General features: G+C 39.5%; 15 protein-coding genes. 8 read left to right on the forward strand and 7 right to left on the reverse strand.

All coding sequences use genetic code 11. From position 1 onward, the window contains the following. Nucleotide 1 precedes the first annotated feature (1 nt). Nucleotides 2-460, forward strand: a complete 459-nt coding sequence (locus G0028_RS04325; RefSeq protein WP_180045900.1) for a nucleoside deaminase — start codon at nt 2-4, stop codon at nt 458-460. 79 nt (nt 461-539) lie between these two features. Here G0028_RS04325 and rluB read toward each other — a convergent pair whose 3' ends face one another. The 3 genes from rluB to G0028_RS04340 are packed head-to-tail and all read right to left on the reverse strand — an operon-like array spanning nt 540 to nt 3036. Next, entirely contained in the window at nt 540-1616 is a 1077-nt protein-coding gene (gene rluB / locus G0028_RS04330; protein ID WP_180045898.1) for a 23S rRNA pseudouridine(2605) synthase RluB, read from the reverse strand. A gap of 41 nt (nt 1617-1657) precedes the next feature. Further along, a complete protein-coding gene (gene scpB, locus G0028_RS04335; protein ID WP_130073957.1) occupies nt 1658-2248 on the reverse strand; it encodes an SMC-Scp complex subunit ScpB in 591 nt (196 codons plus the stop codon). After that, entirely contained in the window at nt 2245-3036 is a 792-nt protein-coding gene (locus G0028_RS04340; protein WP_180045896.1) for a segregation and condensation protein A, read from the reverse strand. The genes scpB and G0028_RS04340 overlap by 4 nt, the downstream gene beginning before the upstream one ends. Nucleotides 3037-3344: 308 nt before the next feature. Here G0028_RS04340 and G0028_RS04345 point away from each other — a divergent pair, with 308 nt between their 5' ends. Continuing rightward, nucleotides 3345-4061 carry a GNAT family N-acetyltransferase gene (locus G0028_RS04345; RefSeq protein WP_180045895.1) on the forward strand — a complete coding sequence of 239 codons (717 nt, stop codon included), beginning with the start codon at nt 3345-3347 and terminating at the stop codon, nt 4059-4061. Between the two features lie 306 nt (nt 4062-4367). Here G0028_RS04345 and G0028_RS04350 read toward each other — a convergent pair whose 3' ends face one another. Beyond that, nucleotides 4368-4985, reverse strand: a complete 618-nt coding sequence (locus G0028_RS04350) for an L-threonylcarbamoyladenylate synthase (protein WP_111858271.1) — start codon at nt 4983-4985, stop codon at nt 4368-4370. A gap of 81 nt (nt 4986-5066) precedes the next feature. Further along, nucleotides 5067-5729 carry an elongation factor P hydroxylase gene (locus tag G0028_RS04355; RefSeq protein ID WP_130073953.1) on the reverse strand — a complete coding sequence of 221 codons (663 nt, stop codon included), beginning with the start codon at nt 5727-5729 and terminating at the stop codon, nt 5067-5069. A 97-nt stretch (nt 5730-5826) separates the two neighbouring features. On the opposite strand from G0028_RS04355, the gene G0028_RS04360 reads away from it, so the two are divergent. From G0028_RS04360 to lysM, 6 genes are all read left to right on the forward strand, one after another. Further along, on the forward strand, nt 5827-6390 hold the full coding sequence (locus tag G0028_RS04360) for a YceD family protein (RefSeq protein WP_180045893.1): 564 nt from the start codon (nt 5827-5829) through the stop codon (nt 6388-6390). Between the two features lie 75 nt (nt 6391-6465). Next, a complete protein-coding gene (gene rpmF / locus G0028_RS04365; RefSeq protein WP_004723964.1) occupies nt 6466-6651 on the forward strand; it encodes a 50S ribosomal protein L32 in 186 nt (61 codons plus the stop codon). A gap of 161 nt (nt 6652-6812) precedes the next feature. Continuing rightward, nucleotides 6813-7799, forward strand: coding sequence for an ACP S-malonyltransferase (gene fabD / locus G0028_RS04370; protein WP_180045891.1), 987 nt, complete (start codon nt 6813-6815; stop codon nt 7797-7799). Continuing rightward, nucleotides 7796-8530, forward strand: a complete 735-nt coding sequence (fabG, locus tag G0028_RS04375; protein WP_180045889.1) for a 3-oxoacyl-ACP reductase FabG — start codon at nt 7796-7798, stop codon at nt 8528-8530. Before fabD ends, fabG begins: the two co-directional genes overlap by 4 nt. Nucleotides 8531-8615: 85 nt before the next feature. Next, nucleotides 8616-8852, forward strand: a complete 237-nt coding sequence (gene acpP / locus G0028_RS04380; protein ID WP_065994154.1) for an acyl carrier protein — start codon at nt 8616-8618, stop codon at nt 8850-8852. A 208-nt stretch (nt 8853-9060) separates the two neighbouring features. Beyond that, the gene (lysM, locus tag G0028_RS04385) at nt 9061-9534 is read left to right on the forward strand and encodes a peptidoglycan-binding protein LysM (protein ID WP_180045887.1); all 474 of its coding nucleotides are present in this window, start codon (nt 9061-9063) and stop codon (nt 9532-9534) included. 66 nt (nt 9535-9600) lie between these two features. On the opposite strand, the gene G0028_RS04390 is transcribed toward lysM, so the two are convergent. Both G0028_RS04390 and G0028_RS04395 read right to left on the reverse strand, forming a co-directional pair. Continuing rightward, nucleotides 9601-10884, reverse strand: coding sequence for a ribonucleotide-diphosphate reductase subunit beta (locus G0028_RS04390; RefSeq protein WP_180045885.1), 1284 nt, complete (start codon nt 10882-10884; stop codon nt 9601-9603). 142 nt (nt 10885-11026) lie between these two features. After that, the gene (locus G0028_RS04395) at nt 11027-11158 is read right to left on the reverse strand and encodes a preprotein translocase subunit YajC (protein ID WP_130073938.1); all 132 of its coding nucleotides are present in this window, start codon (nt 11156-11158) and stop codon (nt 11027-11029) included. Between the last annotated feature and the right edge of the window lie 223 nt (nt 11159-11381).

Here is an 11381-nt window from a genome sequence, read left to right on the forward strand (position 1 = left end):
GATGAATGATATGGATTTCCTGAACCAAGCTGTACAACTTGCCAAAGCAAATATTGAGCAAGGTGGTCGTCCATTTGGTGCTGTCATTGTGAAAAATGATGTTGTCGTCAGCACAGGGGTAAATCAAATTTTGACTACAGGTGATCCAACCTCACACGCAGAACTTAATGCGTTGCGTCAGGCTGCACAAAATCTAAAAAGTATATCGCTGAAAGACTGCGTGGTTTATGCGAGCGGACAACCATGTCCAATGTGTTTGGCTGCATTACGGATGGCAGGTATCGAAAAAGTTGTCTATGCCTATTCTAATACTGATGCCGAACCTTTTGGTTTATCTACAGCGAAGATTGCGGAAATTTTAAGAGATGCTCCGCATGAGCAACAAGGCTTATCTTATACTCAAAGACAAGTGAATCTGCCTTTTCATTTATATCAGCTTTGGCAAGATGCTCAAAATTAGTTGGCTTTAAAGAAAAATAAAACCCCATAAATTGTGTTTAACTTATGGGGATATAAAATAAAGGTTCTATATAACTAAATTAGGGTTTGTTAAAACCTTTTTTTAAACCAAACGGTTTACGTTGTGAAAATTTATTTTCATCACGGTTTTGGCTGTTAAAGTTATTACTATTGCGGTCGCGATTACCTTCAAAACGTGCAGGTGCAGGACGTTCAGAGCGGAAATCATTGCGATCACGGTTACCGTAACCAGCACGATCTTGACGATTGTCCTGACGGTGATGGTTGTTATGACCTTGCTCATCATCACTATCACGGCGTTGTTGACGTAGATAACCACCACGGCGTGCAGCCATTGGTTTGTCTTGCATACGTTCGTTACGGCGTTTTGCCATACCAAATAAACCCGTACCTTGACGCGGTTTTAACTCAACAATTTTCGCTAAGTTATCGATGTCTTGTTTATCTAATTCTACCCAACGACCTGTACGTAGCTCACGTGGTAAAATCACGGTACCATAACGTGTACGTAATAAGCGGCTGACTTTTAGACCTTGTGATTCAAAAATACGACGTACCTCACGGTTACGACCTTCTTTCACCACCACTTGATACCAACGGTTGATCCCTTCGCCACCAATTTCAGTAAATGATTCAAATTTCGCAGGACCGTCATCTAAAACCACACCATTTAGCATGTTTTTACGTAATTCAGGCGTTACTTCACCCATCACACGTACAGCATATTCACGTTCAATTTCATTTGAAGGGTGCATCAAACGGTTTGCAAGTTCACCATCATTGGTAAATAACAATAGACCTGTTGAGTTAATGTCCAAACGACCAACCATAACCCAACGATCATTGGCAATTGGCGGTAGGTGTTCAAATACAGTAGGTCGTGATTCCGGGTCGTTACGTGAACAAATTTCGCCTTCTGGTTTGTAATAAATCAACACGCGACGACGAATTTCATCTTCAATTTGGAACTGAACTTTACGACCATCAATGCGAAGCTCATCGGTTGGTTCGATACGTTCACCCACTTGAGCAACTTGACCGTTGACACTCACACGACCAGCAGCAATGACTTCTTCCATATAACGGCGGGAGCCTAATCCTACTCGTGCGAGTACCTTTTGCAACTTTTCACTCATGACAGCATAACCTTAGAAATAATAATCAACAGTGTACCTATTCACGACTTTGGTGCTTGCGCATCCAATGCCATAAAAGCTTCCTTGGCATCCTGTAGGGGAGGCAATTGATCTAAAGACGCTAGACCAAAAGCATTTAAAAATTGTGGCGTTGTAACTAACAACGCAGGTCTTCCTGGGAGTTCGCGAAAACCAGATTCTTTAATCCAGTTCCATTCAAATAAAGTACGGAGTAGCTGACTATTATTTGTCACTCCACGAATTTGCTCAATATCAGCTCGGGTTACGGGCTGATGATAAGCAATCACTGAAATAGTTTCTAACAGTGACGGGGATAATTTAGTTGGACGTTCAGGCCAAACTTGACTAATGATATTGCGATATTTGGCACGGACTTGAAAACGAAAGCCCTGTGCAACTTCGACCAATTCAATTGAACGACCGTGTTGTAAAACTGACAATTGCTGTAAATAATTTTGCAACTGTTGTTTCGAATATTGATTTTGAAATGCTTCTTTTAAGCGAGCAATAGAAACAGGTGCATCACTAGCAAAAATGATGGCTTCTATTTGCATTAAAACTTCATGATGCAACTCATCAACATTGAATACATTATTTTGATCTATGGTCATGCGGCAGCTCCTTGAATTGCAAGCGGCGCATCAAGTCCAGTAGAAATAATCTGTATTTTTTGTTGACGGGTGAGTTCTAATACTGCCATAAACGTAACAACCATGCCCATACGACCTTGGGTGGGCAGAAGCAGACTTTCAAAGCTTAAAACCTGTCCAGAGGTGATCATATTTTCAATATATGCAATACGTTCCCCAAGCAAAACAGGCTCATGTTCAATCTTATGAATGACGGGTTCAGGACGATTAAAAATGCAATATAAAGCGTCACGCAGCATTTCAGCTGTATAGCCTTCATATACAGTTGCTGTTTGCCCAAGAGAAACATGGGTAGGGAAAATATCACGTTCAAACACAGGCATTTGCCCTAAACGTTCGGCAGCTTGTTTAATTCTTAAATAGGTTTCTAATCGATCAATCAACGCTTGTTTAGGGTCTTTTTCTAGCGTAACTGATTTTGGTTTTGGCAATAATAAACGAGATTTTAAATCTGCTAACAGTGCAGCCATCACCATATAATCGGCAGTGAGCTCGATATTTAAAGATTTCATGCTATCCATATAGGACAGATACTGACTTGCAATGGGTGCAATGTCTAATTGAAGTAAATCAAAACCATTTTTTTGAATCAGGTAAATCAGGAAGTCGAGTGGCCCTTCGAAATGATCAAGCAAAATTTCGAATGCAGCAGGTGGAATGTATAAATCCTCAGGGATCGAATCTTGCCACTCATCGAGTACTCGAATTTGTGGAATGCTTTCCATTGAGTTATGGACTGATTGAGTCATTACCGTTTTTAGCCACGCGAATTTTCAAAGGCATGTTAGGCGATTCGGGAGATCACTTTTCAAGAATAGGAGAGGTGAAGTGATAGTCGAATTGCATTGAATATAGAAGTGCTTATATTCTAAATTAAAATGCGATGGGAATAAATTGTTATTATGCAGAAATGTGAAAAAAACCTGAAAATAAATAGGGAATATTTTCTTGCGTGATAATGGTCAGTTTTTTGTCTAACAAATAAGCGGTGTTTTACTAGAGAAAATAGCAAAAAACAGGCATATTATTCTTTCATGTCTGACTATAAATACTCAAAATGCTGACTTATCAAAAATACCAAATTAATGAATTTGGGCAAAAAATTGGTAAAACTGTGGTGCGAGAAAAGCCAAAAAAAATTCAAGAAGATATTCTAGTAGGAAACTATGTGCGCTTATTTCCTATTCACAATGACATTTTACAAACATCTGCTTTTTCAGCGCTTTGGAAAGCTATAGAAAGCGAACCAGATCACGCTTGTTGGACATATTTGCCGTACTCAAGATTTAGTTTTCAAGTCCAGTTAGAACAAGCATTGAAAAAAAATTTTGGTTTTACAGAGGCAAGACATTTTTTGATTGAAGTTGACGGAAAGATTTTAGGTTGGATTGCATTGATGAATGAACGTTCTGAACATGCAGTCATTGAGATTGGTAATGTATATTTTTCACATCAAATGAAACGTAGTGCTGCTGCAACTGAAACGATCTATTTATTATTAAAAGCGTGTTTTGAGCAAGGATTTAGACGTGTTGAGTGGAAATGTGATGACTTAAATGAACCCTCAAGACAAGCAGCATTACGTTTTGGCTTTCAATTTGAGGGAATTTTTCGTCAAGATCGTATTTCTAAAGGCAATAATCGTAATACGGCTTGGTTTTCGATGCTTGATGAGGAATGGCAAAGTATTCAAAAAGCTTATGAAAATTGGCTCAATCCTGAAAATTTTGATGCAAAAGGTCAGCAAAAAAAGCGTTTGCAAACTAGAGAATGATCTAGATCTTTAGATTTAAAGCATCTTAAATTTCATAACAAATTAAAGTGAGCATAAATTTAGATCATCTTGCATAATGATATGGGCTGAAAAAGCAGGAGGCTTCCATTTGAGCCGCTTCTAAAACATTCAATTTTTTATTTGAAGACAATATTTTTTCATCCTAAATAACCTTAGTATTTGAGTGTAAACACTAAGGTTGTTCAGTGTAAATCATTGTATCTTCAGGAAAGTCTTGAATATCAGCTAAGATTAAAACGGCTCAGATCAAAACAAAGTCATAGACTTACTATTTCTTAAAACAGCTTATTCAAAAGCACTGACATCCCCCACACCACGACGGATGATTTCAGGATTTGCCCCTGATAAATCAACAATACTGGTTGTGGTTAGTGTCCCTAAACCACTGTCAATAAAAACATCTATACGCTTTTCGAGCTGTTGTTCAATATCAAAAGGATCATCCAAAGGTTGATCCTGATTTGGTAAAATCAAAGTACTAGTCAAAAGTGGCTCACCTAATTCTTTCAATAACATTTGACATACTGCATTACTAGGTACACGTAAACCAATGGTTTTCTTTTTTGCATGCATCAAACGACGAGGTACCTCACTTGTTGCAGGTAAGATATATGTGGTAACAGCAGGCGTATTGGCTTTCAGAAGGCGATACATCGCATTGTCGACTTTGGCATAAGTGGCAATGTCAGATAAATCTGCACAGATAATGGCATATTGATGCTTTGGACCTAAGCCACGAATTTGTGCAATACGTTCCATGGCATTTTTATTCCCAATCTGACAGCCAATCGCATAAGCCGCATCGGTTGGATAGACCACCACATCTCCTGCACGAATGCGTTCTACCGCTTGGCTAATTAAACGTGGCTGAGGATTGTCAGGATGAACTCTCAAATGCAGCATATTTTTTCTCCTGAATATTTTTCATTCATTATCACTTGCTTAAAAGCTCAGTTGCAATGTCACTATGTTGATTTATGTAAATTAATCAAGCATTTCACGTTGAAACTCGTGACTTTGTAATGTTTTGCCACCTCGTGTGCAAGAGCAGATACATTCTATAAATCGTTTTGCATCTCGTGGCAGTACGGTTTCTCCTGAAAAATAACACTGCACTTGGGCGAAAACACGGTCTTTAAATGTTGCGCCATCGCCACCTTCACCGGTGAGATTGTCTAAAGACACACGAAATTTTCGTCCAAAAGCTTGAGCAAATAACCATTCAATCGCTTGTGGCTTCACTTCGACTTGTTCAAATAGTGCTTGTTGTTCAGCAGTACGACCATCAGGCGCATACCAATAACCTAAGTCGGGTAATAAGCGGCGCTGTTCGCCTGCAATCGTCCAATGGCTAATTTCATGTAGCGCACTATTAAAATAACCATGGGCAAATTGGATGCGAGCAGGGTGGTCTGCCGTCGCAGGAAAATACTCAGGTTCAAAGTCTCCACGAACAAGTTGTACATTTAAGTGGGAAAACCAAAGATTAAAGTGTAAGATAAGCCAATCGACCTGTTGAACTTCAGTTTGTAAATCACACCATTGTAAACGTTGCACAAGGCTTGATTTTTTAGAAGAAATTGAAGTTAAATCAGTGTTTAACTGTAATGAAGTGGTGACTTCAGGTTGCGGCTGCAACTGATGCATAACTTAAATTACCCAAATGATCTGTCTAAATAAGTACAAAATTGTATCTTAATCTTTGACAGAGTACCGATGAATTTGTAGAATTGCCGCCTTAATTATGTCAGCAAAAACCTTTCCGGCACAGATTGAGCCGTTTAAATGGGCTGAACAGGGCTTTACATGGTCAGGTACACTGCCATTGTCTCGCTGTGTTCGTATTGCTCGTGAAGCTGTTGGATCAATTGATAATCAATTGGTCAATATAGACTGTACACTATCAATGGATGCCTATCATCGCATCGTATGGTTAGATGGACATGCTGAAACAAAAGTTCCAATGGAATGCCAACGTTGTTTGGAGCCTGTTGAAATTGAACTTGTTTCAGATTTTCATATAGCCTTGATCGATGATGAGTCACTGATAGAGCGCTTGGATGAGGATGCTGATTACATCGTCTTAGGCGAAAGTGAAGCCACAAAACAGGGTGATTATGCAAGTAATACTCCTGCGACTGCGGATTTACTTTCTCTAATAGAAGATGAATTGATAACGTTGATGCCAATGTCTCCTAAGCATAATGCTTGTGAACATAAACATCAGCCAGTCGATCAGGACGCTGTTGAAGAAAAACGGGATAATCCGTTTGATGTTTTAGCAGGTTTAAAGGGTAAACTTAACTAATTTTTGTGTTATAATGTTTAGTTAAGACAACCGAATTGTTCTGATCCATTTTTTCGATCTTTGTAAGGAGCCATCATGGCCGTTCAGCAAAACCGTAAAAGTCGCTCTCGCCGTGACATGCGCCGTTCACATGACGCTTTAACCGAGAATGCATTAACTGTAGACCAAACTACAGGTGAAACTCATCGTCGTCACCACGTGACTAAAGATGGTTTCTACCGTGGTCGTCAATTATTCGCTAAAGCAGCTGATGCTGAATAATTGTTGATGCATTAAGCGAAAGCTTAGTGAAAAAAATTGGGAGCATTTCGCTCCCTTTTTTTTGTCTTGAATTTTTGTTGTATTTAGCAATTAATTTTTTATTTTTTTAGTGTTAAATTGCCGCATCGGAAACGAGCTAGGTATGAAGAAAGGACTTTTATATGTCTACTAAACAACTGGAGCAAGCAGCTCAAGCAACGAAAACTGCATTTTTGTTTCCTGGTCAAGGCTCACAAAAAGTAGGCATGCTTGCTGAACTTGCAGAACAGTTTACTGTAGTGACAGAAACATTTGCAGAAGCTTCAGAGGCTGTTGGTTTTGACTTATGGAATATTGCCCAAAGCGGTGAAGGTTTAAATCAAACAGAAAATACTCAGCCTGTTTTGTTAACAGCAAGTATTGCGATGTGGCGTGTATGGTTAGATTTGGGTGGTGTTGCACCTAAATACCTTGCAGGGCATTCACTCGGAGAATACAGCGCATTGGTGGCAGGAAATGCAATTTCATTGGTCGATGCTGTGAAATTGGTGCATTTACGTGGTCAATTGATGCAATCTGCTGTACCACAAGGTGCAGGTGCAATGGCTGCGATTTTGGGGCTAGAAGATGCCCAAGTGGTCGCATTGTGTCAAGCTGCTTCACAAGCAGCTGAAGGCTCAGTCGAAGCTGCAAACTACAATGCAAATGGTCAGGTGGTCATCGCAGGGTCTGCGGCATTGGTGCAAGACGTTATGGCACAAGCCAAAGAGCAATCAGGTAAAGCAATTGCACTTCCTGTATCCGTTCCTTCGCATTGTTCATTGATGAAGCCTGCGGCAGAGCAGTTCGCACAAGCTTTGGAACAAACTGCCATTGAGCTACCAACTATTCCTGTAATACAAAATGTCAACGCAGCGATTGCAAGTGATGTGACGGCTTTACGCCAAGCATTGACGGCACAATTGTATCAGTCTGTACAGTGGACGAACACCATGCAATATCTGCAAGACCAAGGTATTCAATATGTTGTTGAATGTGGTCCAGGTAATGTCTTAGCGAATCTTGCAAAACGTTTGCCGAACATTGAAAAAGCATTTCCAATTGACACGCAAAGTCGTATGGAAGATGCGCTGAATGCCATTTTAGTGGCAGAAGGAAAAATTGCATGACACAAGAACGCAAAGTCGCATTAGTGACAGGCGCAAGTAGAGGGATTGGCGCAGCCATTGCTCAGCAACTTATCTTAGACGGTTATTTTGTAGTAGGTACGGCGACTTCTGAAGCAGGCGCGACACAATTAACAGCAACATTTGCAGAAAATGGTGTAGGTGCGGTTTTAGATGTGCGCGATGGTGATGCTATTGATGCATTGGTATCAGATATTGAACAAAAATATGGTTCAGTGATGGTATTGGTGAATAATGCAGGGATTACTAAAGATAATTTGTTACTGCGTATGTCGGAAGCAGATTGGGATGATATTTTAAATATTCATTTAAAAGCGGTTTTCCGTTTGTCTAAACGTGTGCTGAAAGGCATGACTAAAGCGCGTTTTGGTCGCATTATTAATATCAGTTCTGTGGTTGCACACTTTGCAAATCCGGGGCAGGCAAACTATTCTGCTGCTAAAGCAGGTATTGAAGCATTTAGCCGTAGCCTTGCAAAAGAGATGGGTAGCCGTCAAATCACTGTAAATTGCATTGCACCAGGCTTTATTGCAACAGAAATGACTGAGCAGTTGAGTGAAGACATTCGCAAAAAAATGAGTGATCAAGTAGCGTTAAATCGTTTTGGTGAGCCACAAGACATCGCAAATGCGGTCAGTTTTTTGGCTTCGGAACGTGCAAGTTACATCACAGGTACAGTATTACACGTAAATGGTGGTTTATACATGGCTTAATGTCATGTATTAACTTTGAAAAAATTCAATATTCAATTAAACTATAGGCAATTAAACGCCGCCACAAGCAATGAGGAGAATTCCTGTGAGCGATATCGAACAACGCATTAAACAAGCTGTTGCAGAACAATTAGGTATGAAAGCTGAAGAGATCAAAAACGAAGCATCTTTCATGGATGACTTAGGTGCTGACTCTTTAGACTTAGTTGAGCTTGTAATGTCTTTCGAAAATGACTTCGACATCACGATTCCTGATGAAGATTCAAATGAAATCACAACTGTTCAATCAGCTATTGACTATGTAACTAAAAAACTTGGTTAATCTGTTGAATGCTTGATGAGTCATCATCAGCGATTAAGCCACCATTACGGTGGCTTTTTTATTTATAAATCAAAAACATTGTTTACATATCGTTACGTTTCTGTCACCAATGACAACCGATTTCAGTATATTTTTTAGTTATAAAAATGGAGTACAAATTTTTATAATCCTTGATTAAATAAAACTTAAATTTATACGGAGAAACATAATGGGTCTTTTTGATTTTGTAAAAGGTATCGGTAAAAAAAATACAGCACCTGCTGAACCACAGGCAGCACCAACAACTCCTGCTGAACCATCTGCACAAGAAATTGCAAATAAATTATTGGGTCATATCAAAGCATTAGGCTTGCCTGTAGCAGGTTTATCTGTGACTTATAATGGTGCTTCAGATTTGGCAACCGTAAAAGGGCAAGTGCAAACTCAGGCAGACAAAGAAAAGATTATTTTGGCTGTTGGAAACATCGACCATGTTGCACAGGTAGATGATCAGTTGACCGTAGCGACCCCAGAACCGGAAAGCAAGTTTTATACAGTTAAATCTGGTGATAACTTATCTAAAATTTCGAAAGAATTTTATGGTGATGCGAATCAGTACAACAAAATTTTTGAAGCTAATCGTCCATTGTTAAAAAATGCGGATGATATTTTTCCAGGTCAAGTATTACGTATTCCTGCATAATATTTGAGTAAAAGAAAAGGCGCTAGAAAGCGCCTTTTTTATTGATGAGAATACGGAGGCACAAGCTTACCAGCTTAACGCACCACCAGTCTGATAGTCTGTTACACGTGTTTCGAAGAAATTCTTCTCTTTACGTAAGTCCATCATTTCAGACATCCATTGGAATGGGTTATTCACACCAGTGAATTGTTCAGGTAAGCCTAATTGAGCTAAACGACGGTTTGCAATGAATTTTAAATATTCTTCCATCATTGCCGCATTCATGCCTAATACACCGCGTGGCATGGTGTCACGTGCGTATTCAATCTCAAGCATCGTACCTTCAAGAATCATTTGAATAATTTCTTCTTGGAACTCAGCTGTCCATAAGTGTGGATTTTCGATCTTGATTTGGTTGATCATGTCGATCCCAAAATTCAAGTGCATAGACTCATCACGTAAGATGTATTGGAATTGCTCAGCAACACCATTCATCTTGTTACGACGACCCATCGACAAGATTTGGCTGAAACCACAGTAGAAGAAAATACCTTCAAGTACACAATAGAATGCGATCAAGTTACGAAGTAAGATTTGATCATTTTCAGGTGTGCCTGTTTTGAACGTAGGATCACTTAAAGACTGCGTATATTTCAAGCCCCAAGCTGCTTTACGCGCTACTGATGGAACTTCACGGTACATATTGAAGACTTCGCCTTCATCCATACCTAAAGATTCGATACAGTATTGGTAAGCATGGGTATGAATTGCTTCTTCAAATGCTTGACGCAAAATGTATTGACGGCATTCTGGGTTAGTAATATGACGGTAAATCGCTAATACTAAGTTGTTTGCTACCAAAGAGTCAGCAGTCGAGAAGAAACCTAAAGAACGCATAACAATGGTACGCTCATCTTCAGTTAAGCCATTTTCAGACTTCCAAAGTGCGATGTCGTGGTTCATGTTGACTTCTTGAGGCATCCAGTGGTTTGCACATCCGTCAAGATATTTTTGCCAAGCCCATTCGTATTTGAATGGTACAAGTTGATTTAAGTCAGCACGACAGTTGATCATCGCTTTATCATCAACTTGAACACGTTGCGCACCCATTTCAAGCTCTTCTAAGCCTGGTGCAACGTCTAAGGTTTCTAGAGCGTTAGATGCTCTTGCCAATGGATCGGCTGAATTTGTTGTTCCTGCTGAATAGGTTCGAGCGGGTTGTGTAGCTGCCACAGTCGACGATGCGTGCTGTGCATCAGATACCACTTGCGAATCAGTCGTTTTTTTCGGTTCGACGGGCGCAGGCTGGTGAGCTTGTGCAGCTTGTTTCGGTTCATCATCTTCGAAATCGTCCCAACTTAGGATAGACATATCAATTCTCTCTTCGTTGCTTTATATCTTTTATTTAGACATCTCAAACGAGAGATGTCCTACTATACGCTCATTCTGTGTAAGCAAAATTAAGTTTTGCCGATGATTGTTCTAATCTTGTTCGAAAGATTAGATATCCACACTACTTATTTTGCTTACGCTTTTGTTGCTTACGAATGGCAAAGAATGCGTATGCCATAGGTACATAAAAAACTAAAAAGGCTAAGATCAGGACAATTATGCCTAACTCATAGTTATGACTTAAATGGAGCATCTCTTAGCCTCTGTAAATTTGCTAAAACTAAAAATCACGGATGATTTTTAGTAAAAAAACGTTTTAACACTGAATACTAATCCACTTAGAATGCTTATACCGCCATATATTTTGTAGGCGAAAGGCGATCTTAATCCTTTAGTAAGTATTAAGCACATTACTGTTAGTACCATCATGGATTGAATTACTGTCATTTCTCTAACAGATGGTTTGTATTTCCATC

It is taken from the genome of Acinetobacter piscicola (genome assembly GCF_015218165.1).
Lineage (GTDB): Bacteria > Pseudomonadota > Gammaproteobacteria > Pseudomonadales > Moraxellaceae > Acinetobacter > Acinetobacter piscicola_A.